Consider the following 20984-nt stretch of genomic DNA (forward strand, 5'->3'; position numbering starts at 1 on the left):
AATACGGCTTAGAGTAGGCACTGAATCAAAACAATGACAATCAAAATTTCTATCGACTGCATGGGTGGCGATCACGGCCCGTCGGTTACCGTTCCTGCCGCAGTTTCATTTGCCAACCGCGAGCCTGAGGCCGAGTTGGTGCTGGTTGGCCTCGAGGAAGAAATCCGGGCGCAACTGAAAAAGCACAAGGCGGGTTCCCATCCGCGTTTATCGGTGCACCATGCATCCGAAGTGGTGACGATGGACGACTCCATCGAAACCGCATTACGCCGCAAAAAAGATTCCTCGATGCGTGTCGCCCTGCGCCTGGTCAAAGACCAGCAGGTGCAGGCATGCGTGTCGGCCGGCAATACCGGCGCCCTGATGGCAGTTTCCCGCTATCTGCTGAAGACCTTGCACGGCGTTGACCGCCCGGCGATCTGCACCATTCTCCCCAACCAGAAAGACGGCCCGACCTACATGCTCGACCTGGGCGCCAACGTCGATTGCGAAGCCGTGCACCTGCACCAGTTTGCCTTGATGGGATCGGCCCTGGTGTCGGCCATGGAAGGCAAGCCGCGGCCGACGATCGGTTTGCTGAATGTCGGCGAAGAAGCGATCAAGGGTAATGAAGTGGTCAAGCAGACGGCGGAACTGCTGCGCGCCGACCATGAAAAAGGCATCCTGAATTTCTACGGCAATGTCGAAGGCAACGATATCTTCGAGGGCACTACCGACATTGTCGTCTGCGACGGTTTTGTCGGCAATGTCACGCTCAAGGCTTCCGAGGGGCTGGGGCGCTTCGTCAAGACCGTATTAACGACCGAATTCAAGAGCGGTATCCTGAACATGCTGGGCGCGGTTATCGCCCGCGGCGCCATCAAGGCCATCTCGCGCCGCCTCAATCCTTCGCGCTATAACGGCGCCAGCCTGCTGGGCTTGCGCGGACTGGTGTTCAAGAGCCACGGCGGCGCCGACGCCTATGGCTACGAGTGGGCCATACAGCGTGCATTCGATGCAGCCAAATATGATGTATTGTCTCGTATTGCGACCACGATTGCGGAGCTGATGCCGCAAGCCGATACCGCGGATGGCGGCTCCGGCGAAATCGTTAATACTGAATCAACCCAACAAAAGACAGCATGACTACATATAGCAAAATTGTCGGTACCGGCAGCTATTTGCCGCCGAAACGGGTAAGCAACCAGGAACTCGCTGCGCAGCTTGCCGAGAAGGGCATAGAGACATCGCACGAATGGATTTTCTCCCGCAGCGGCATCGCCGCGCGCCATTACGCTGAAGCCGATGTGCAATCCAGCGATCTCGCGGTAGCCGCGGCCAGGCAGGCGCTGGACATGGCGCACATGCAGCCCGACGATATCGACCTGGTGATCGTCGCCACCTCAACCCCCGATCATTTCGGTGGTTTCCCGAGCACTGCCTGCGTAGTGCAGCAAAAGCTCGGCATCGTCAATGGCGGCGCGGCGTTTGACGTGCAGGCCGTGTGCAGCGGGTTTGTATATGCAGTGTCGATCGCGGACAGCTTCATCAAGTCCGGCGCGCACAAGAACGTGCTGGTGATTGGCACCGAGGTTTTTTCGCGGATCCTGAATTTTGAAGACCGCACCACTTGCGTACTGTTCGGCGACGGCGCCGGCGCGGTGGTCATGACCGCTTCCGCCGAGCCGGGCATTCTCGCCACCAAGCTGCACGCCGACGGCCGCCACAAGGATATCCTGTGCGTTCCAGGCAAGGTCAATGCCGGCGTGGTCGAAGGCAGCGCTTATCTGTACATGGACGGCCAGGCAGTGTTCAAGCTGGCGGTCTCGGTATTGGAAAAAGTCGCCAACGAAACCTTGCAGATGGCCGGCATGTCGGCCTCCGAGATCGACTGGCTGATCCCGCACCAGGCCAATATCCGCATCATGCAAAGCACCGCCCGCAAACTGGGTCTGGACAACGAGCGCATGGTAGTGACGGTAGACCAGCATGGCAATACTTCGGCGGCTTCGATTCCGCTGGCGCTGGACCAGGCCGTACGCGATGGCCGCGTCAAGCCCGGCCACAACGTCATGATGGAAGGCGTAGGCGGCGGCTTTACATGGGGCGCCATCTTGGCGCGCATGTAAGGACGTTGAATGCAGAGGCGTTGCTTGCGGCTCGCTCCGCGGTCACGGCATCGCGGCGAGCTGTTTGATAAATTTGATACCCATTTAGGTAAGGCAGCAAGGCATGAATAAGTTCGCGTTTGTTTTTCCGGGCCAGGGTTCGCAAGCCGTTGGCATGCTCAACGGTTTTGCCGATAACCCGGTAGTAAAAGATACTGTCGCGGAAGCTTCCGAGGCGCTGCAGTTCGACCTCGGCAAGCTGATCGCCGAAGGGCCGAAAGAAGAGCTGGACCTGACTACCAACACGCAGCCGGTCATGCTGACCGCGGCGGTCGCCTGCTATCGGGCCTGGCTGGCCGCGGGCGGCAAGGCGCCGGCGCTGGTTGCCGGGCACAGCCTGGGCGAGTATTCGGCGCTGGTCGCTGCCGGTGTGATCGCGTTCAAGGATGCTGTGCCGCTGGTGCGGTTCCGGGCGCAGGCGATGCAGCAGGCGGTGCCGGTCGGGCAGGGCGGCATGGCGGTTATCCTCGGCTTGTCGGATGAAGACGTGCGTGCGGTCTGCGCGGCGGCTGCCCAGGGCGAAATCGTCGAGGCGGTGAACTTCAATGCGCCGGCACAGGTGGTCATCGCCGGCCATAAGGGAGCGATCGAGCGCGCCTGCGTCGCCGCCAAGGAAAAAGGTGCGAAACGCGCCTTGCCATTGCCGGTATCGGCCCCATTTCATTCCTCGTTGCTGAAGCCGGCATCGGATCGTTTGCGTGAATACATGCAAGGCCTGGTTTTCGCTGCGCCGCAGATTGCGCTGATCAATAACGTCGATGTCGCCATCGTCAATGATCCGGCGGCCATCAAGGATGCGCTGGTGCGGCAGGCGGCCAGCCCGGTGCGCTGGGTGGAAACGGTGCAGAAAATTGCCGCCGAAGGCATCACCCATGTGGTGGAATGCGGTCCGGGCAAGGTTCTTGCTGGCCTGACCAAGCGTATTAATGACAGCCTGATCGGCGACATGATTGTCGACCAGGCGTCGCTGGATAAAATGTTGGAGACTTTCAAGTGACTTTACCAAACACCGTTTTACAGGATTTAATTGGCCAGGTGGCCTTGGTCACCGGCGCATCGCGCGGCATCGGCCGGGCCATTGCATTGCAGTTGCTGCAGCGTGGCGCCAAAGTAGTCGGCACGGCAACTTCCGAGGCAGGTGCGGCGGCCATCGCCGAATATCTGGAGGCCAGCCAGCCGGGCAACGGCCGCGGCATCGTGCTGGATGTGAACGATGCAGCCGGCTGTGCGGCGGCGGTCGAACTGGCGCACAAGGAATTCGGCGGATTGTCGATACTTGTCAATAATGCAGGCATCACCAAGGACCAGCTGGCGATGCGCATGAAGGACGAAGACTGGGACGCCGTCATTTCCACCAACCTGACCGCGGTGGCGCGTTTGTCGCGCGCCGTCTTGCGTGGCATGATGAAGGCCAAGCATGGCCGTATCATCAATATCACTTCGGTGGTCGGTTCGGCCGGCAATCCGGGGCAAATGAATTATGCTGCAGCCAAGGCCGGCGTCTCTGGCATGAGCCGTGCACTGGCGCGCGAGATCGGCAGCCGCAATATCACGGTCAACTGCGTTGCGCCCGGTTTTATCGATACCGACATGACCAAGGCCCTGGGCGAAGAGCAGCACGCGGCATTGCTGCAGCAGATCCCGCTGGGACGGCTGGGCGCCGCGGAAGAGGTGGCGGCGGCCGTGGTTTTCCTGGCGTCGCCGCAGGCCGGCTACATTACGGGCAGCACTTTGCACGTAAATGGCGGCATGTACATGAGTTGAGCATGCGCTGAAGCAAGTTTGCAGTTCCAGGCTTATTTCAGAGTTAAATGTAAGTTGTACCTATTTAGAAGCTTTTGACGTAGTTTTGTTAAATATTAAAGACTAATGTCGAAAGTAAATTTTCAATGCGCAAACCTGCTAAAATGCGCGCACTTTCTGTAACCTAATGGAGGCATCACATGTCCGATATCGAACAACGCGTTAAAAAAATCGTCGCTGAGCAACTGGGCGTCGCAGAAGCTGACATCAAGACCGAGTCGTCGTTTGTCAACGACCTGGGTGCTGATTCGCTCGATACAGTTGAACTGGTGATGGCGCTGGAAGATGAGTTCGAAATGGAAATCCCTGACGAACAAGCTGAAAAGATCACTACAGTGCAACAGGCTATCGATTACGCTACGGCTCACGTTAAGGCCTAAGCAAGCTTTGAATGTATCCAGGAGAACCGCTTGAGCCGCACACGTGAACGTCGCGTTGTGATCACTGGCCTGGGTTGCATTTCACCGGTCGGCAATACGATTGCCGATGCGTGGAGTGCGATTATCTCAGGCAAATCAGGGATCGCAGCCATCACTAAGTTTGACGCCACTGCTTTTTCCACGCGTTTTGCGGGAGAAGTGAAGGGCTTCAATATCGAAGATTACATTCCCGCCAAAGAAGCACGGCATATGGATACCTTTATCCACTATGGCATGGCGGCGGGGATGCAGGCGATGCAAGACAGTGGCCTGGAAGTAACTGAAACTAATGCTGAGCGGATAGGCGTCATCATCGGCTCCGGCATTGGCGGCTTGCCGTTGATCGAAGAAACGCATGCCGAACTGACTGCTCGCGGCCCGCGCCGGATCAGCCCGTTCTTCATCCCGGCATCGATCATCAACATGATTTCCGGCAACCTGTCGATCAAATACGGTCTGAAAGGACCGAATCTGGCGATCGTGACTGCCTGCACCACAGGCTTGCATTGTATCGGTGCAGCCGGCCGCATGATTCAGTACGGCGATGCCGACGTGATGATCGCCGGCGGTGCGGAATCAAGCGTGTCGCCGTTGGGCGTTGGCGGTTTTGCGTCGGCGCGTGCCTTGTCGGCGCGCAATGACGATCCCGCTACCGCCTCGCGTCCGTGGGACAAGGACCGTGACGGTTTTGTATTGGGCGAGGGCGCCGGTGTGCTGGTGCTTGAAGAATACGAACACGCCAAGGCGCGCGGCGCCAAGATTTACGCGGAACTGCTCGGCTTCGGCATGAGCGGCGACGCTTACCACATGACTGCGCCTAGCCTGGACGGTCCGCGCCGCTGCGTAGGCAATGCCTTGCGCGATGCCGGCATCAATCCTGACCAGGTGCAGTACCTGAATGCGCACGGTACTTCGACCCCTCTGGGCGACAAGAACGAAACGGAAGCGATCAAGGCGGCTTTCGGCGACCACGCTTATAAACTGGTGGTCAATTCGACCAAGTCGATGACCGGCCATTTGCTGGGCGGCGCCGGTGGCCTGGAGTCGGTGTTTACCGTACTGGCCTTGCACAATCAGATCTCGCCGCCGACCACCAATATTTTCAACCAGGATCCTGAATGCGATCTTGATTACTGCGCCAATACCGCGCGGGACATGAAAATAGACATTGCGGTCAAAAACTCATTCGGCTTTGGCGGCACGAATGGCACCCTGGTTTTTGGCAAAATCTAGACTTTTGCTGCAGGCTTCGAACCGGCTTCCGCGGATGCCGGTTCGAAATTCGTTTTAAGCTCGTCATGATGTCGATCTCCCTGTCAGCCGTGATCCAGCCCTCCAGGGTATTGTCGGCGCTGGTTGGCCTGCAATGTCTGCTGGTCGCATCGACAGGCGTCCTGATTGCCGTCGGCGCAGTCGGCGATCTAGCGTTATCCGAGCGCCTTGCTCTGGCCTTGCTGTGTTTGGCAGCGGCTATTTACGGAATAACGCGCTACTATCGTAGCAGGCATGCGGTTCACATCGATATTTCCGGAAGCGGCCGCATCAGGATTGCCGATATGGCAATCAAGCACGCCCTGCCCACTGCAAAACAGATACCATCGCCAGCGAAATTGCTTGAAGGCACTACTCTCTGGTCACATTTACTGCTGCTGCGCCTTCGATTGGATAGCGGCTCGGTCCGAACAATCGCTATACTGCCTGATTGTGTGTCTCACGATACTTTCAGAAATTTATCCGTGGCATGTCGCTGGATTGCATCACAGGCGAACGCGGGCGAATAAGGCGGGACTCTCTGGATTGGATAATGAATAAGCATGTTATTGAACTTTTGTTATTGCTTACTATCTATTTCCGCGCCCGTATGCAAGTCGCAACAAAACAAGGGAATGGGGATTGACGACAGAACGCGAAATTGATCAACTGCTTGTCGAGCGTGTACAGCGTGGCGATAAGAAGGCGTTCGAGCTCTTGGTTATTAAATACCAACGCAAGCTGATGCGTCTTGTTTCGCGGCTGGTGCGCGACCAGGCAGAAGCCGAGGATGTTGTGCAGGAAGCCTTTATCAAGGCTTACCGGGCGCTGCCTCAGTTTAGGGGCGACTCGGCCTTTTATACCTGGCTGTATCGGATTGGCATTAATACTGCTAAGAACTATCTTGTGACGCAAGGGCGCAGGGCGCCCACCTCAACCGAGGCAAATTCAGAGGAAGCAGAAACTTTTGACGATGGCGAGCAACTAAGGGATATAAACACTCCAGAATCCTTGCTGGCCACCAAGCAGATAGCACAAACCGTGAATACTGCGATGGAGGCGTTGCCGGCAGAACTGCGTACGGCGATTACCTTGCGCGAGATTGAGGGATTGAGTTATGACGAAATTGCAGAAGCAATGGGATGTCCGATAGGAACGGTACGCAGTCGGATATTCAGAGCACGGGAAGCTATCGCAGATAAGTTGAGGCCATTGCTGGATACGGCCATCGACAAACGTTGGTAAAAAAGATAGCGGTTTTTCGGGAACGAAGGGGTTGGCCAGGTTTTAAGGTGACTTATGAATACCAAAGATATAACCCAAGAGCAGATATCTGCCTTGGCTGACGGGGAATTGTCCAACGCCTATGTGGATATGGCGCTGGCGGCTTTGCGTCAAACGGATGGCCGCGACACGTGGGACGTCTATCACCAGATAGGCGACATCATGCGTTCGGACGATATGGCGTTGACCATGAGTGCGGATTTTTCCGCCCGCATGGCGGCGCGGCTGGAGGCTGAGCCGGCTATCATTGCCGCGCCCTTGGCCGTCACTGCGCAGCCGTCGGAACAGATTGCTGTCGGTGGCGGCCAGCCTGTACACGTCGGTGGAATAGGCGTCAGACGTTCGATCAAGCGCTTTGCCCTGCCAGGCATGGCGGCGGCTGCGGTAGCGGCTGCAGCGTTCATCATCACGCCGCAGACGGCGATGGTCAGCGGTCCGTCGGCGGCTCCGCAGCTGGCCCTGGCGTCTGCTTCCGCGGTCAGCGACGATCATGTCGTCACGCATTCCGGAGTGGTGCTGCGGGATTCGCGGATGGATGAATATCTGACGGCCCATCAACGTTTCTCTCCTTCCCTTTATAGCGCTGCGCAATACGCACGGCCGGCCACATTTGCCCCTGATGCTAATAACTAACATGCGGCAGACGCGGGTCTTGCTGGGAGTCGTTCTGTCGCTGGTTATGGTGCTTTCCGCGCATGCGGAAAGCACCGATGCTGCAAACGCGGCTGACAAGCAGGAGGCGCAGGCGCTGTTGAAAAAAATCCAGTCGGCGGCGCAAAAGCTGAATTATTCGGGTACTTTCATCTATCAACAGGCGAACCAGATACGCACCTCGCGTATCACGCATGTGCTGGAAGGCCGGAATGAAGTAGAGAAACTGGAGATTCTCGATGGCCAGCCGCGCGAATATATCCGGCGTAACGAGGATGTTACGTGCTACATGCCGGAGACCCGCACCAAGATAGTCGAGAAGCGCGTCACGCAAGACGGTTTCCCTGCCATCCTGGCGGCGTTGCCGGCCGACCTGACCGATTATTACAATGTCAAAATGGGCGAGACCGGGCGGGTTGCCGGTTTCGATTGCCAGGCCGTGCTGCTGGAGCCTAAAGACAATATGCGCTACGGCTACAAGCTGTGGGCGGAAAAAAATTCCGGCCTGCTGTTGCGGGCGCAGACGCTGAACGGCAAGAACGAGATCGTCGAGCAGATTTCCTTTACCCAGATCGGCATAGGCAACATCGATCACAGTCACGTCAAGCCGAGCTTCGGCAACACCAGCTCCTGGCACACGGAAAGCAACGTGATCAATCCGGCCAACCTGAACGAATGGACGGTTACCGGCATGCCTCCCGGTTTCAAGAAAGTACGCGAACTCAAGCGCATGGTGGCCGATGCGCCGCCGGCCAAGGGTGCTGCCGGCGCGGCGGCAATGCGGCGCGAGGTGTCGCAGCTGATTTTTTCTGATGGACTGGTGGCGATTTCGATCTTTATCGAGCCAGGCAGCCAGAGCCGTACTGAAGGATCCTTGCAGCAGGGAGCATTGAATATCGTCGGCAAGCGGCAAGGCGATTATTGGCTGACGATTGTGGGCGATGTGCCGCCTGCGGCGATGAGGCAGGTGGCGAATTCGATTGAACTCAAAAACAAATAAAACCCTATGACTACGAAAATGGCGGTTCCGCTTCGTTCCGTTTTATCTGCAATGGTTGTCGCTGTCGTTGGTATTGCACCTCTTACAGCCACTTTTTTTGTTCCCGCCGTGATGGGCATCGGCCCCCAGGCGATCGCCGCGCCGGTATCCGGACTGCCGGACTTTACCGACATCGTCGAAAAGACCGGCCCTGCGGTAGTCAATATCCGCACCACTGAAAAAGTCAAAGGCGGCGCCGGCCAGGGTGATTCCGGCGACCCCAGCGACGACGAAATGCAGGATTTTTTCCGGCGCTTTTTCGGCGTCCCGATTCCCAACATGCCGCGCCCCCAGGTTCCTGGCCAGCGCGGCCGCAAGGCTGATCCCAAGCAGCAGGAAGAAGTGCCGCGCGGCGTCGGTTCCGGTTTCGTGATTTCGGCCGACGGTTATGTCATGACCAACGCCCACGTGATCGACGGCGCCAGCGAAGTGTATGTGACGCTGACCGACAAGCGCGAATTCAAGGCCAAGGTGATCGGCGCCGATACCCGCAGCGACGTCGCCTTGCTGAAAATCGACGGCGCCAACCTGCCGCGCCTGACGATGGGCGATTCCGACAAGATCAAGGCCGGCGAATGGGTGCTGGCGATCGGTTCGCCGTTCGGCCTGGAAAACACTGTGACCGCCGGCATCATTTCGGCGAAAGCGCGCGACACCGGCGACTACCTGCCGCTGATCCAGACCGACGTCGCGGTCAACCCCGGCAATTCCGGCGGTCCCCTGATCAATATGCGCGGCGAAGTGGTCGGCATCAACTCGCAGATCTATAGCCGCTCCGGCGGCTTCATGGGAATTTCGTTTGCGGTGCCGATCGACGAAGCCATGCGCGTGTCGGACCAGTTGAAGGCATCGGGCAAGGTGACTCGCGGCCGGATCGGCGTGCAGATCGGCGAAGTGACCAAGGATGTCGCTGAATCGCTGGGCTTGCCCAAGGCCGAGGGCGCGCTGGTGGCCAGGGTCGAAGCTGACGGACCGGCGGCCAAGGCTGGCCTGCAAGCCGGCGACATCATCTTGAAATTCAATGGCGTGGCGATCGACAAGGCTAACGATTTGCCGCGTCTGGTCGGCAATACCAAGCCGGGCGCGCGCGGCACCATCAGCGTCTGGCGCAAGGGCAGCAGCCGCGACTTCCCGATCACGATCACCGAACTGGCAGCCGACAAAGTCGCCACCGACGATGACGCCAAGCCGAAGAAGGAGCAGGTTGCCAATGCGCTGGGCTTGACGGTGAGCGATCTGAGCGACGCCAAGAAGAAAGAGCTGGGCGTGGATGGCGGCGTGCTGATCGAGACCGCCGAGGGCAGTGCGGCGCGGGTCGGCCTGCGCGCCGGCGACGTGGTGCAGCGTCTGAACAATACCGATATCAAGGACGCCAAGCAGTTCAACGCCCTGGTCGCCAAGCTGGAGCCGAAGAAAATGGCGGTGCTGCTGGTGCGCCGTGGCGAGTCGTCGCAATTCGTGCCGCTGCGTCCAAGCAACTGATTGCGCTGAGCGCGATAGTCTGAAGCTGCAGGCCGTAGAGGCTTGCAGCTTTTTGTTTTTACCGGCTCGCGGCCGCTGCGGAATTGCCGTATTTGCCAGGTTCTGGAGTATTCATGTCAAAACCGCATTTCATTCTGTATAACCGTTCCTACTGCCATCTCTGTGAAGACATGCTGCAGGCGCTGCTGGCTTTGCAGGCCTCCGATGAAAACGCCTCGGGCTGGTTCACGGTCGAATTGATCGATGTCGATGCGGATCCCGAGTTGGTGGCCAGGTACGATGAGCTGGTCCCTGTGCTTGCCGGGGTTAGGGATGGCCAGCCGGCCGTGCAGCTTTGCCATTATTTTCTCGATGTCGATGCGGCAAGGGCTTTTTTGGGCGGGGTCGCCTAGACGAGGGCGGTTGAGCTGCCGCGGCCCAGGCATCGGAATGCATGACGATATGGCAATTTTTATTTGTTAAAAAGAAACAATTTTCCGCATACTCCTGCCGCCAAACATGAAAAGAGGCTCTTGCAGCCCTTGTTTTAAGGTGCTTTTAAGATACTTGTAGGAGTATGTTGATAAAACGCTTTCCTTGTTATACTGGATGGCAATATCTTCAGGCCTTTGATTTGTCGGTTTTCCCCTCTGAAATCCGGTAAAATGGCGGCACTGAATAACCTGTCATAAAAGGCGCTCGCCTGGGACACAGGTGCAAGGTTTCGTGAAATGCGGAACACTGTACCGAGCCCGGCTCAGAGCGCTTTTTTTGTAATCGCGTCTGTCAATGAACAACATCCGTAATTTCTCCATCATCGCCCACATCGACCACGGTAAATCCACCCTGGCGGACCGCATCATCCAATCTTGCGGCGGCTTGTCTGATCGTGAAATGGGAGCCCAGGTGCTCGACTCCATGGATATCGAGCGCGAGCGCGGCATCACGATCAAGGCCCAGACCGCGGCGCTGTCCTACAAGGCGCTGGATGGCCAGATCTACAACCTGAACCTGATCGATACCCCGGGCCACGTCGACTTCAGCTACGAAGTCAGCCGTTCGCTGTCGGCCTGCGAAGGCGCGCTGCTGGTGGTCGACGCCTCGCAAGGGGTAGAAGCCCAGACCGTGGCCAATTGTTATACCGCGCTCGATCTCGGCGTGGAAGTGGTGCCGGTGCTGAACAAGATCGACCTGCCTTCCGCCGATCCTGACAACGCGATTGCCGAAATCGAAGATGTGATCGGGATTGACGCCCACGATGCAGTGCATTGCTCGGCCAAGACCGGCCTTGGCGTGCGCGAAGTGCTGGAATCGCTGATAGTCAAGGTGCCGCCGCCGAAAGGCGATCCGGATGCTCCTTTGCAGGCCCTGATTGTCGACTCCTGGTTCGACAACTATGTCGGCGTCGTGATGCTGGTGCGTATCAAGAACGGCACCTTGCGTCCCAAGGACAAGATCCTGCTGATGGCCACCGGTTCCCAGCACCTGACCGAAAGCGTCGGCGTGTTCACCCCTAAATCGCAGGCCCGCGAATCGTTGTCCGCCGGCCAGGTGGGTTTCATCATCGCCGGTATCAAAGAGCTGAAGGCAGCCAAGGTCGGCGATACTGTCACCCTGGCCACCAGGCCCGCAGCCGCGGCCTTGCCCGGTTTTAAGGAAGTGCAGCCGCAAGTGTTCGCCGGCCTGTTCCCGGTCGAGGCGAACCAGTACGATGCGCTGCGCGACTCGCTGGAAAAACTCAAGCTGAACGACGCTGCCCTGCAGTACGAACCTGAAGTATCGCAGGCGCTGGGTTTCGGCTTCCGTTGCGGCTTCCTCGGTTTGCTGCACATGGAAATCGTCCAGGAACGGCTGGAGCGCGAGTTCGACATGGACTTGATCACCACCGCGCCTACCGTGATCTACGAAGTAGTGAAGCGCGACGGCACCATCATGCTGGTGGACAATCCGTCGAAGATGCCGGACCCGTCGAATATCGAAGAGGTGCGCGAGCCTATCGTCACCGTCAACCTGTACATGCCGCAGGAGTATGTCGGCTCGGTCATCACGCTCTGCACCCAGAAGCGCGGGCAGCAGGTCGACATGAGCTACCACGGCAAGCAGGTCAAGCTGACCTATGAAATCCCGATGGCGGAGGTGGTGCTCGATTTCTTCGACCGCCTGAAATCGACCTCGCGCGGTTATGCCTCGATGGATTACGAATTCAAGGAATACCGTTCGGCCGACGTGGTCAAGGTCGACATGCTGATCAACAGCGAAAAAGTCGATGCGCTGGCGATCATCGTGCACCGCGCCAACAGCCAGTACCGTGGCCGTGCAGTCGCCGCCAAGATGCGCGAACTGATTCCGCGCCAGATGTTCGACGTCGCCATCCAGGCGGCGATCGGCGCCAACATCATTTCGCGCGAGAACGTCAAGGCCTTGCGCAAGAACGTGCTGGCGAAATGCTACGGCGGCGATATCAGCCGCAAGCGCAAATTGCTGGAAAAGCAGAAGGCCGGTAAAAAACGGATGAAGCAGGTGGGTTCCGTCGAGATCCCGCAAGAAGCATTCCTGGCAATCTTACAAGTGGATGAAAAATGACATTGCAATCAATTTTAGGAAATTTCGCATTAATCCTGTTTGTCTTGACCGTTGTCACCGGCATCATCTGGTTTTTTGACCGCTTCTACCTGAGCCGGCAGCGGCGCGCCAAGGCCGACGCCGCCCTGGCCGAGTTCGACGCCCGCAACGCCAAGCTGAGCGCCGATGGCATCAAGCTGGAGAACAGCGGCCGCGCGGCGCTGGAAGCGAACCTGCTGCGCCAGCCGACCTGGGTCGAATATTCCGGCAGCTTTTTCCCGGTGATCGCCATGGTGTTCTTCCTGCGCTCGTTCCTGTACGAACCGTTCAAGATCCCGTCCAGTTCGATGGTGCCGACCCTGCTGGTGGGCGACCTGATCCTGGTCAACAAGTTTACGTACGGTATCCGCCTGCCGATCCTGAACAAAAAAGTGATCGAAGTGAATAAGCCGCAGCGCGGCGACGTGATGGTGTTCAAATATCCCAAGGATATGTCGCTCGATTACATCAAGCGCGTGGTTGGGGTGCCCGGTGATAAAATAACTTACCAAAACAAGCGCTTAACGATTAACGGTCAAGCTCTTTCTTATGCGCCGTTGCCGGACTACCTGAATGAAGACAGCCTGGATTACTCCCAGCAATTCACGGAAAACCTGTCAAACGTGCAACATACGATCGCAGTACGCAGCGGCCGGCCGCCGATTTCGCTGGAAAGTGTGATGGATTTCCCTAACAAGGACGCCTGTTCCTATAATCCCGAAGGTTTTACCTGTACCGTTCCTGCTGGAAATTATTTCATGATGGGGGATAATCGGGATAACAGCGAAGACAGCCGGTACTGGGGATTTGTACCGGATGAGAATATTGTTGGAAAAGCATTTTTGGTCTGGATGAACCTGGGTAATTTCAAGCGTATCGGCACTTTCTTTAAATAAACCATTTAAAACCATTGCGGAGTCAGGGATGACAAGAATTTCCGGATCTACACGGAAGCAGCAGGGCATTACATTATTCGGCCTGATCGTCATATTGGCGGTTCTCGGCTGTATCGGCGTGCTGATCGCCAAGGTGACGCCGACCACGATCGAATATTTTTCGATCAAGAAAGCGATAGCCAGCGCCCGGACAGCCGGCACCACGGTGCAGGAAATCCAGAATGCGTTCAACAAGCAGGCCGAGGTCGGTTATATCGACGCGATTTCAGGCAAGGACCTGGAAATCACCAAGAATGGCGACGATATCCAGATCAGCTTTGCGTACCAGAAAAAAATCCCGCTGGTCGGGCCTGTCAGCTTGTTGATCGATTACGCGGGCAGCACCGCCAAGTCTTGATCGGTGTTGAACGAAGCAGAATCACAGCGGACGACAACCGTAAACGTCGACGGAAAAATGGACCTCATGTTATTGCAGAATCGGCTAGGCCACACTTTCAAGGATGCTACGTTATTGCAGCAGGCCTTGACGCATCGCAGCCATAGCACCTTGCATAACGAACGGTTGGAATTCCTCGGCGATTCGATCCTGAACTGCGTTGTCGCTTCGTTGTTGTTCGACCGCTACACCAAGATAGACGAGGGCGACCTGTCGCGGGTGCGCGCCAACCTGGTCAAGCAGCAATCGCTGTATGAAATCGCGCAAAGGCTGGAATTGTCGCAATTCCTGCGCCTGGGCGAGGGTGAGTTGAAATCCGGCGGCTTCCGCCGGCCTTCGATCCTGGCCGATACGCTGGAAGCGCTGTTCGGCGCGATTTTCCTGGACGCCGGTTTCGATGCCGCACGCGACGTGATCCGCGCCTTGTATATTCCGATCCTCGATACGGTTGATCCCAAGACCCTCGGCAAGGACGCCAAGACCCTGCTGCAGGAGTACCTGCAAGGGAAAAAGATCGCCTTGCCGCAATATAACGTGGTGGCCACGCACGGCGCCGCGCACAACCAGGAATTCGAAATCGAATGCCTGGTGCCGAAGCTGGATATCCAGGTCTTCGGCAACGGCGGCAGCCGCCGCGCCGGCGAGCAGGCCGCCGCCAAGCTGGCGCTGGAAGCCGTGCAAAAAGCATTCGTGAAAGCGCCGTCAGCGCCGCGCAAAGCCAAGCCGCGCACCGCGCAATTGAAATTGAGCGGGATCGCGACGATCCAGCCGGATGCGCCTGCAGCCGCACCTGAAGTCGCGCCGGACGATGCAGTCAAACCAGCTGCCCCGGCCAAGGACAAAGTCCTGGTCGAGGTCGCAGCAGCCAAGGCGCCTGCCAAGGCGCACGTGCCTGCCGCCAACGGCAGCGCTGAAATGGCCGCCCCATCCAAGGCAGGCAGCCAGGCTGCGGAAACCGTCGCCGCCGCTGCCCCAACCCCGGCGGCAGCTCCATCCAATGCAACACCCCATACTACGAGTAAATCGAAAACCGCATGACAGACTCTACACCCCAGGCATCGACTGATGCTGCAACCGATTTCCGTTGCGGCTACATAGCTATTGTCGGTCGCCCCAACGTAGGCAAGTCGACCTTGATGAACGAGCTGATCGGCGCCAAGGTCAGCATTACGTCGCGCAAGGCGCAGACCACGCGCCACCGGATTACCGGGATCCAGACCGTGGCCGACACGCAGTTCGTGTATGTCGATACGCCGGGTTTCCAGACGCGCCATTCGAATGCGCTGAACAAGACGCTGAACCGCACCGTAACCACGACGCTGACCGCTGCCGACGTCATCCTGTACATCATCGAAGCCGGCACGTTTGGCCCGGCTGACCAGCAAGTGATGGCTTTGCTGCCGGCCAACGTGCCTTGCATCCTGGTCATCAACAAGTCGGACCGGGTCAAGGACAAGGCTGTGCTGCTGCCGTTCGCACAGAAAATCGCCGCCATGCGCGATTTCGCCGCGGTGGTGCCGGTCTCGGCCAAGCTGCGCTTCCAGCTGGATAACCTGCAAGGCGAAATCCGCAAGCACCTGCCGGCCAATCCGCCGATGTTCGGCGAAGACGACATCACCGACCGCAGCGAGAAATTCCTGGCCGCCGAGATCGTGCGTGAAAAAGTATTCCGTTTTGTCGGCGATGAACTGCCATATACCAGCACTGTCCTGATCGAGAAGTTCGAGCTGGAAGGCAACCTGCGCCGCGTGTTTGCGGCGATCCTGGTCGAGCGCGACACTCACAAATCGATGGTGATCGGGCAGAAGGGCGCCCGCCTCAAGGATATTTCCACCCAGGCCCGGCTCGACATGGAGCGCCTGTTCGGCGGTCCGGTCTACCTGGAAATCTGGGTCAAGGTGAAATCCGGCTGGGCCGACAATGAAGCAGGATTGCGCGCCTACGGCTACGAGTAAGCCCGCAGCCAGCATCCACACTCCACTGAGCATGAGCGCCATCATCGCTGACGACACCGCCGCAGAAGTCGCTGGAAAAACAGCTGGAGCAACAGCCATGCCGTCCAGCGCGACAGAAGAGCAGCTGATCGCCGTCATCGGCGGCGCCGCAGCTTCCGGCCCGCCGAAACGCCGGGCGCGGCCGCTCGATACCCGTGTCACAGGCCAGCCCGGTTTCGTGCTGCACAGCTACCCGCACCGCGAAACCAGCCTGATCATCGATGTCTTCAGCCGCGATTACGGCCGCATCGCGCTGGTCGCCAAAGGCGCCAAACGCCCTTTGTCGAAATTGCGCGGCGTCTTGCAAACCTTCCAGCCGCTCTCGCTCAGCTGGAGCGGAAAATCCGAAATCCGCACCCTGATTGCCGCCGAATGGGTAGGCGGCTTGTTGCCTTTGGAAAAATCGGCATTGCTATGCGGTTTCTACCTGAATGAACTGCTGGTCAAGCTGGTGGCGCGCGACGATCCGCACGCGCTACTGTTCGATCACTACGTCACCACGCTGAACCAGCTGGCGCACCAGGAACCGGCGCCCATCGTCCTGCGCCAGTTTGAAAGGGCGCTGCTCAAGCAGACCGGGGTCGCCGGTGATTTCACCCGCTGCACCAGCAGCCGCCAGCCGGTCGATCCCGTTGAAAATTATGTAGTCGATCCCGAACGCGGTCCGCGCATTGCGCGCGCGGCCGATTCCTGGCCGCGCGTCAGCGGCAAGACCTTGCTCGACATGGAGCGGGAAGACTACAGCGATGTCGTCACCCAGGCCCAGAGCAAGGTTCTGATGCGCTTCCTGCTGGCCCACCACCTGGGCGGCGCGCCATTGAACACGCGGCAGATCCTGATCGACCTGATGCAGTTGTAAACGCACAGATGACTGCCGCCGATAAATCCAATCCCATTACCTGAGCATACGATGAGCTATCTCAATCCTACCTCCGCTGTGATCGACCTTGGCGTCAACATCGACCACGTCGCCACCTTGCGCAATGCGCGCGGCACCACTTACCCCGATCCGCTGCAAGCGGCATTGCAGGCGGAAGAGGCGGGCGCCGATGTGATCACCTTGCATCTGCGCGAAGACCGGCGCCACATCAAGGATGCCGACGTCGAACTCATCCGGCCGCAACTGCGCACGCGGATGAACCTGGAAGCGGCGGTGACCCAGGAAATGATCGATTTTTCCTGCAAGATCAAGCCCGAGGATTCTTGCCTAGTGCCGGAGCGCCGGCATGAGCTGACCACCGAAGGCGGCCTCGATGTCGTCAAGTATTTTACCCAGGTGCAGGCAGCGGTGCGGCAGCTGCAGGCGGAAGGCATACGCGTCAGCCTGTTCATCGATCCGGAAGCCGACCAGATCCAGGCCGCGGCCGAAATCGGCGCGCCGGTGATCGAACTGCATACCGGGCGCTACGCCGAAGCGCATGACGAAGCAGGGCAGCGCAGCGAGCTCGAGCGGGTGCAGATCGCGGTGCAGGAGGGCGTCAAGCGCGGCCTCAAGGTCAATGCCGGCCATGGCCTGCATTACACCAATACCCAGGCCATTGCCGCGATTCCCGATATCGCTGAGCTGAACATCGGCCACGCCATCGTGGCGCACGCCGTGTTCGTCGGCTGGAAAGCCGCCGTCAGCGAAATGAAGGCCTTGATGGTGAAAGCACGTCTAGGCAAAGGTTAACCATGATCTACGGCATCGGCACCGACATCATCCAGATCCCGCGCATAGCGGCCGCACTGCAACGCAACGGCGACCGTTTTGCCGAAAAAATCCTGGGTCCCCAGGAAATGGAAAAATACCTGCAGCGTAAAGCCAAGGTAGAGGCGCGCGGCATCCGTTTCCTGGCGACCCGTTTTGCGGCCAAGGAAGCGTTTTCCAAGGCGCTCGGGCTGGGCATGAAGATGCCGATGACCTGGCGCGCCATGCAAACCTTGAACGCCCCCAGCGGCAAGCCGGTCGTCGTGGTCAATCCGGCGCTGGAAGAATACATGCAAAGCAGGGGGCTGACCGCCCAAGTATCGATTACCGATGAAGTGGAATACGCGGTCGCTTTCGTCATTGTGGAGAAATTATGAGCAGTGAGAGTCACACGGAAAAACTGGCGGAGCTCGGCCCGGTCATGCTGGACGTGGTCGGCGCCAGCCTGAGCGCGGACGATATCCGCCGCATCCGGCATCCGCTCACCGGCGGCGTGATCCTGTTCACGCGCAACTACCAGGACCGTGCCCAGCTGACGGCTTTGACCGCTGCGATTCATGCGGCGCGTCCCGGCATACTGATCGCGGTCGATCATGAAGGCGGCCGGGTGCAGCGTTTCAGGACCGACGGTTTTACCCGCCTGCCGGCGATGCGCCTGCTCGGGCAGCAATGGGACCGCGATGTGCTGGGCGCTGTCGAAACAGCGACCGCGCTGGGTTTCGTGCTGGCCAGCGAGCTGCGCGCCTGCGGCGTCGATTTATCGTTTACGCCGGTGCTGGATCTCGATTATGGCGACTCCAGCGTGATCGGCGAACGCGCTTTCCACCGCGATCCGCGCGTCGTCACCTTGCTGGCGAAAAGCCTGAACCACGGCCTGGCGCTGGCCGGCATGGCTAACTGCGGCAAGCATTTTCCCGGCCACGGTTATGTGCATGGCGACTCCCATTCGTCGCTGCCGGTCGACGACCGCAGCCTGGCGCAGATCATGGAAGAAGACATCAAGCCTTACGACTGGCTCGGCATGAGCCTGGCGGCGGTGATGCCGGCGCATGTGATTTATTCCAAGGTCGACAAGCACTCAGCCGGCTTTTCAAAAAAATGGCTGACCATCCTGCGCCAAAAGATCGGTTTCAACGGCGTGGTTTTCAGCGACGATTTGAGCATGGAAGCGGCCGGTTCGGCCGGCGGCGTGCTGGACGGCGCCAAGGCTGCGTTGGCGGCAGGCTGCGACGTGGTCCTGATCTGCAATTCGCCGGACAAAGCCGATCAGCTGCTAGCGGGACTGGCGAGCGGCGCCTCGGCGGCATCCCGCGCACGCCTGACGGCCCTGGTGCCGCAAACGGCGGCGATGGACTGGGAAACATTGCAGGCCGATGCGCGTTATCTGGCCGCCAGGTCGCTGGTGCAAGCGCTCTCGTAATGTATGATCTGGCATCATGACTGAAGCTGAAATTCCCGATCCGCGCGCGGTGGTGCTGGAGACCGTCGCCAAGCTGCCGAACCTGCCCGGCGTGTACCGCTATTTCGATGCAGCCGACAATATCCTGTATGTCGGCAAGGCGCGCGATCTGAAGAAGAGGGTCTCGAGCTATTTCCAGAAGAATCTCGCCAGCCCGCGCACCGCCATGATGGTCGAGCGCATCGCCCGGCTGGAGACGACGGTGACGCGCAGCGAAGCGGAAGCCTTGATCCTGGAAAGCAACCTGATCAAGTCGCTGCAGCCGCGCTACAACATCCTGTTCCGCGACGACAAATCCTATCCTTACCTGAAAATCAGCGGCCAGGAATATCCGCGCATGGCGTACTACCGCGGCGCGGTGGATAAAAAGAACCAGTATTTCGGCCCGTTCCCGAATGCCTGGGCAGTCAAGGAATCGATGCAGATCCTGCAGAAGGTGTTCTTGCTGCGCACCTGCGAAGACAGCGTTTTCGCCAACCGTACCCGGCCTTGCCTGCTGCACCAGATCCAGCGTTGCAGCGCGCCTTGCGTGAAGCTGGTCAGCCATGAGGATTACCTGACCGATGTCGACAACGCCGCCAAGTTCCTGCGCGGCCGCCAGACCGAAGTATTGTCGACGCTGGATAAAAAGATGCACGCCTACGCTGCCGAGCTGAAGTTCGAGCAGGCGGCGGCGGTGCGCAACCAGATCACCGCGCTGTCGCGCGTACTGCATCAGCAAAGCATGGAAACCGTGGGCGACAGCGATATCGATATCGTCGCCGTCATCGTCCAGGGCGGGCGCGCCTGCGTCAACCTGGCAATGGTGCGCGGCGGCCGCCACCTGGGCGACCGCGCGTATTTTCCAAGCCATGTCGACGGCGTGCTGTCGAGCCCGGAAGAAGCAGCGAGCGAAACCATGGAAGTCGCCGTGCTCAAAGCCTTCATGGCGCAGCATTACATCGATACCTTCATTCCCGGCACCCTGATCCTGAATATCGAATTCGACGAACCGGCCCTGATGGTGGCGCTGATGGAGCAATGCGGCCATCGCATCAACCTGCTGTTCCAGCCGCAGGGGCAGCGCCGGCAGTGGCTGGAGATGGCGCACAAGGGCGCCGAGATTTCGCTCGCCAGGTTGCTCTCGGAGCAGGGCTCGCAGCAGTCGAGGACGCGCGCGCTGGTGGAAGTGCTCGGGCTTGAAGTCGAGGATATCGACAGCTTGCGCGCCGAATGCTTCGACATCAGCCACACCTCGGGCGAGGCGACCCAGGCGTCCTGCGTGGTGTTCCATCATCACGCTATGCAAAACGGCGAATACCGGCGCTACAACATCAAGGACATCACGCCCGGCGACGACTACGCTGCGATGCGCCAGGTGCTGATGCGGCGCTACGAAAAAGTGGCCAACGGCGACGGTGTTATGCCCGACATCGTGCTGATCGACGGCGGCAAGGGACAGGTGGAAATGGCGCGCCAGGTGCTGGCGGAACTGGGGCTGGATATCGGCCTGATCGTCGGCGTCGCCAAGGGCGAAGGGCGCAAGGTCGGACTGGAAACGCTGATCTTCGCCGACGGCCGCGCCGCGCGCGAACTGGGCAAGGAATCGGCGGCCCTGATGCTGATCGCGCAGATCCGCGACGAGGCGCACCGCTTCGCCATCACCGGCATGCGCGCCAAGCGGGCCAAGGCGCGCCAGAGTTCGCGGCTGGAGGAGATCGAAGGGATCGGCGCCAAACGCCGCCAGAAACTGCTGGCGCGTTTCGGCGGCCTGCGAGGGGTGGCGGACGCCAGCATCGAGGATATCGCCTCGGTTGAAGGCATATCGCGGCTGCTGGCGGAGGAAATCTACAAGCAGCTCCATTGAGTGTTGC

22 protein-coding genes are annotated in these 20984 nt (G+C 59.0%); all 22 read left to right on the forward strand.

Annotated features, from left to right (window positions below; translation table 11 throughout):
- Positions 1-33 precede the first annotated feature (33 nt).
- The 22 genes from plsX to uvrC all read left to right on the forward strand — a co-directional run bounded on the left by plsX (position 34) and on the right by uvrC (position 20977).
- The gene (gene plsX, locus JWQ61_RS17940; protein WP_304361709.1) at positions 34-1125 is read left to right on the forward strand and encodes a phosphate acyltransferase PlsX; all 1092 of its coding nucleotides are present in this window, start codon (positions 34-36) and stop codon (positions 1123-1125) included.
- On the forward strand, positions 1122-2108 hold the full coding sequence (locus JWQ61_RS17945) for a beta-ketoacyl-ACP synthase III (protein WP_304361710.1): 987 nt from the start codon (positions 1122-1124) through the stop codon (positions 2106-2108). The genes plsX and JWQ61_RS17945 overlap by 4 nt, the downstream gene beginning before the upstream one ends.
- A gap of 103 nt (positions 2109-2211) precedes the next feature.
- Positions 2212-3144: an ACP S-malonyltransferase gene (gene fabD, locus JWQ61_RS17950; RefSeq protein ID WP_304361711.1), complete on the forward strand. Its 933-nt coding sequence runs from the start codon at positions 2212-2214 to the stop codon at positions 3142-3144.
- Entirely contained in the window at positions 3141-3911 is a 771-nt protein-coding gene (gene fabG, locus JWQ61_RS17955; RefSeq protein ID WP_304361712.1) for a 3-oxoacyl-ACP reductase FabG, read from the forward strand. Before fabD ends, fabG begins: the two co-directional genes overlap by 4 nt.
- A gap of 179 nt (positions 3912-4090) precedes the next feature.
- A complete protein-coding gene (gene acpP / locus JWQ61_RS17960) occupies positions 4091-4330 on the forward strand; it encodes an acyl carrier protein (RefSeq protein WP_014006859.1) in 240 nt (79 codons plus the stop codon).
- A 30-nt stretch (positions 4331-4360) separates the two neighbouring features.
- Positions 4361-5602 (forward strand): beta-ketoacyl-ACP synthase II, encoded by a 1242-nt coding sequence (gene fabF, locus JWQ61_RS17965; protein WP_061540874.1) that lies wholly within the window; start codon positions 4361-4363, stop codon positions 5600-5602.
- A gap of 65 nt (positions 5603-5667) precedes the next feature.
- Positions 5668-6150, forward strand: coding sequence for a flagellar hook-length control protein (locus tag JWQ61_RS17970; protein ID WP_304361713.1), 483 nt, complete (start codon positions 5668-5670; stop codon positions 6148-6150).
- A gap of 112 nt (positions 6151-6262) precedes the next feature.
- Positions 6263-6865 carry an RNA polymerase sigma factor RpoE gene (gene rpoE / locus JWQ61_RS17975; protein ID WP_014006857.1) on the forward strand — a complete coding sequence of 201 codons (603 nt, stop codon included), beginning with the start codon at positions 6263-6265 and terminating at the stop codon, positions 6863-6865.
- Positions 6866-6919: 54 nt separating this feature from the next.
- Complete coding sequence (locus tag JWQ61_RS17980) at positions 6920-7537, forward strand: sigma-E factor negative regulatory protein (protein ID WP_304361714.1); 618 nt, start codon at positions 6920-6922, stop codon at positions 7535-7537.
- A gap of 1 nt (position 7538) precedes the next feature.
- Positions 7539-8555, forward strand: a complete 1017-nt coding sequence (locus JWQ61_RS17985) for a MucB/RseB C-terminal domain-containing protein (protein ID WP_304361729.1) — start codon at positions 7539-7541, stop codon at positions 8553-8555.
- Between the two features lie 111 nt (positions 8556-8666).
- Positions 8667-10076 carry a DegQ family serine endoprotease gene (locus JWQ61_RS17990; RefSeq protein WP_304361715.1) on the forward strand — a complete coding sequence of 470 codons (1410 nt, stop codon included), beginning with the start codon at positions 8667-8669 and terminating at the stop codon, positions 10074-10076.
- Positions 10077-10189: 113 nt separating this feature from the next.
- Complete coding sequence (locus JWQ61_RS17995) at positions 10190-10468, forward strand: glutaredoxin family protein (protein ID WP_304361716.1); 279 nt, start codon at positions 10190-10192, stop codon at positions 10466-10468.
- A gap of 376 nt (positions 10469-10844) precedes the next feature.
- Positions 10845-12638: a translation elongation factor 4 gene (gene lepA, locus JWQ61_RS18000; protein WP_304361717.1), complete on the forward strand. Its 1794-nt coding sequence runs from the start codon at positions 10845-10847 to the stop codon at positions 12636-12638.
- Positions 12635-13552, forward strand: a complete 918-nt coding sequence (gene lepB, locus JWQ61_RS18005; protein ID WP_304361718.1) for a signal peptidase I — start codon at positions 12635-12637, stop codon at positions 13550-13552. Before lepA ends, lepB begins: the two co-directional genes overlap by 4 nt.
- A 28-nt stretch (positions 13553-13580) precedes the next feature.
- Positions 13581-13949 (forward strand): DUF4845 domain-containing protein, encoded by a 369-nt coding sequence (locus JWQ61_RS18010; protein WP_061540868.1) that lies wholly within the window; start codon positions 13581-13583, stop codon positions 13947-13949.
- Positions 13950-14006: 57 nt separating this feature from the next.
- Positions 14007-15026, forward strand: a complete 1020-nt coding sequence (rnc, locus tag JWQ61_RS18015) for a ribonuclease III (protein ID WP_304361719.1) — start codon at positions 14007-14009, stop codon at positions 15024-15026.
- Entirely contained in the window at positions 15023-15943 is a 921-nt protein-coding gene (gene era, locus JWQ61_RS18020; RefSeq protein WP_061540866.1) for a GTPase Era, read from the forward strand. Before rnc ends, era begins: the two co-directional genes overlap by 4 nt.
- Before the next feature lie 31 nt (positions 15944-15974).
- A complete protein-coding gene (gene recO, locus JWQ61_RS18025) occupies positions 15975-16841 on the forward strand; it encodes a DNA repair protein RecO (protein ID WP_304361720.1) in 867 nt (288 codons plus the stop codon).
- Between the two features lie 51 nt (positions 16842-16892).
- Positions 16893-17654 carry a pyridoxine 5'-phosphate synthase gene (gene pdxJ, locus JWQ61_RS18030; RefSeq protein ID WP_304361721.1) on the forward strand — a complete coding sequence of 254 codons (762 nt, stop codon included), beginning with the start codon at positions 16893-16895 and terminating at the stop codon, positions 17652-17654.
- Between the two features lie 2 nt (positions 17655-17656).
- Complete coding sequence (acpS, locus tag JWQ61_RS18035; RefSeq protein ID WP_014006845.1) at positions 17657-18049, forward strand: holo-ACP synthase; 393 nt, start codon at positions 17657-17659, stop codon at positions 18047-18049.
- On the forward strand, positions 18046-19092 hold the full coding sequence (nagZ, locus tag JWQ61_RS18040; RefSeq protein WP_304361722.1) for a beta-N-acetylhexosaminidase: 1047 nt from the start codon (positions 18046-18048) through the stop codon (positions 19090-19092). The genes acpS and nagZ overlap by 4 nt, the downstream gene beginning before the upstream one ends.
- A 16-nt stretch (positions 19093-19108) precedes the next feature.
- Positions 19109-20977: an excinuclease ABC subunit UvrC gene (uvrC, locus tag JWQ61_RS18045; RefSeq protein ID WP_304361723.1), complete on the forward strand. Its 1869-nt coding sequence runs from the start codon at positions 19109-19111 to the stop codon at positions 20975-20977.
- Positions 20978-20984: the final 7 nt, after the last annotated feature.

This window comes from Collimonas fungivorans (assembly GCF_028292705.1).
Classification (GTDB): domain Bacteria; phylum Pseudomonadota; class Gammaproteobacteria; order Burkholderiales; family Burkholderiaceae_D; genus Collimonas; species Collimonas fungivorans_B.

Coding starts and splice junctions, on each gene's coding strand:
- plsX (WP_304361709.1), top strand. CDS start 34: ATGACAATCAAAATTTCTATCGACTGCATGGGTGGCGATCACGGCCCG.
- JWQ61_RS17945 (WP_304361710.1), top strand. CDS start 1,122: ATGACTACATATAGCAAAATTGTCGGTACCGGCAGCTATTTGCCGCCG.
- fabD (WP_304361711.1), top strand. CDS start 2,212: ATGAATAAGTTCGCGTTTGTTTTTCCGGGCCAGGGTTCGCAAGCCGTT.
- acpP (WP_014006859.1), top strand. CDS start 4,091: ATGTCCGATATCGAACAACGCGTTAAAAAAATCGTCGCTGAGCAACTG.
- JWQ61_RS17970 (WP_304361713.1), top strand. CDS start 5,668: ATGATGTCGATCTCCCTGTCAGCCGTGATCCAGCCCTCCAGGGTATTG.
- JWQ61_RS17980 (WP_304361714.1), top strand. CDS start 6,920: ATGAATACCAAAGATATAACCCAAGAGCAGATATCTGCCTTGGCTGAC.
- JWQ61_RS17985 (WP_304361729.1), top strand. CDS start 7,539: ATGCGGCAGACGCGGGTCTTGCTGGGAGTCGTTCTGTCGCTGGTTATG.
- JWQ61_RS17990 (WP_304361715.1), top strand. CDS start 8,667: ATGGGCATCGGCCCCCAGGCGATCGCCGCGCCGGTATCCGGACTGCCG.
- JWQ61_RS17995 (WP_304361716.1), top strand. CDS start 10,190: ATGTCAAAACCGCATTTCATTCTGTATAACCGTTCCTACTGCCATCTC.
- lepA (WP_304361717.1), top strand. CDS start 10,845: ATGAACAACATCCGTAATTTCTCCATCATCGCCCACATCGACCACGGT.
- lepB (WP_304361718.1), top strand. CDS start 12,635: ATGACATTGCAATCAATTTTAGGAAATTTCGCATTAATCCTGTTTGTC.
- JWQ61_RS18010 (WP_061540868.1), top strand. CDS start 13,581: ATGACAAGAATTTCCGGATCTACACGGAAGCAGCAGGGCATTACATTA.
- rnc (WP_304361719.1), top strand. CDS start 14,007: ATGGACCTCATGTTATTGCAGAATCGGCTAGGCCACACTTTCAAGGAT.
- era (WP_061540866.1), top strand. CDS start 15,023: ATGACAGACTCTACACCCCAGGCATCGACTGATGCTGCAACCGATTTC.
- recO (WP_304361720.1), top strand. CDS start 15,975: ATGAGCGCCATCATCGCTGACGACACCGCCGCAGAAGTCGCTGGAAAA.
- pdxJ (WP_304361721.1), top strand. CDS start 16,893: ATGAGCTATCTCAATCCTACCTCCGCTGTGATCGACCTTGGCGTCAAC.
- acpS (WP_014006845.1), top strand. CDS start 17,657: ATGATCTACGGCATCGGCACCGACATCATCCAGATCCCGCGCATAGCG.
- nagZ (WP_304361722.1), top strand. CDS start 18,046: ATGAGCAGTGAGAGTCACACGGAAAAACTGGCGGAGCTCGGCCCGGTC.
- uvrC (WP_304361723.1), top strand. CDS start 19,109: ATGACTGAAGCTGAAATTCCCGATCCGCGCGCGGTGGTGCTGGAGACC.